The organism is Achromobacter sp. SIMBA_011 (assembly GCF_046535435.1).
In the GTDB taxonomy this organism is placed as follows: domain Bacteria; phylum Pseudomonadota; class Gammaproteobacteria; order Burkholderiales; family Burkholderiaceae_B; genus Achromobacter; species Achromobacter dolens.
Genome location: NZ_JAWRWN010001018.1, coordinates 1 through 246 on the forward strand (window position 1 = coordinate 1; position 246 = coordinate 246).

Here is a 246-nt window from a genome sequence, read left to right on the forward strand (position 1 = left end):
GTTGAGGATGACGAGCAGCGGCACGTCGTCTTCGACGCCGGCGTTGTTCATCGCCTCGAAGGCCATGCCGGCCGTCATCGCGCCGTCGCCGATCACGGCGATGCCCATGGCGTTATCGCCCTTGAGCTTGCTCGCGATGGCCATGCCGAGCGCCGCCGAGATCGACGTGCTCGAGTGCGCGGTGCCGAACGTGTCGTAGTCGGATTCGTCGCGCTTCGGGAAACCCGAGATACCGCCGAACTGACG

At 65.9% G+C, this 246-nt stretch carries 1 protein-coding gene; it reads right to left on the reverse strand.

Features of this window, described 5'->3' with window-relative positions; all coding sequences use genetic code 11:
- On the reverse strand, positions 1-246 hold a 246-nt coding region (locus SB816_RS34090), incomplete at both ends, for a 1-deoxy-D-xylulose-5-phosphate synthase N-terminal domain-containing protein (RefSeq protein ID WP_410548511.1).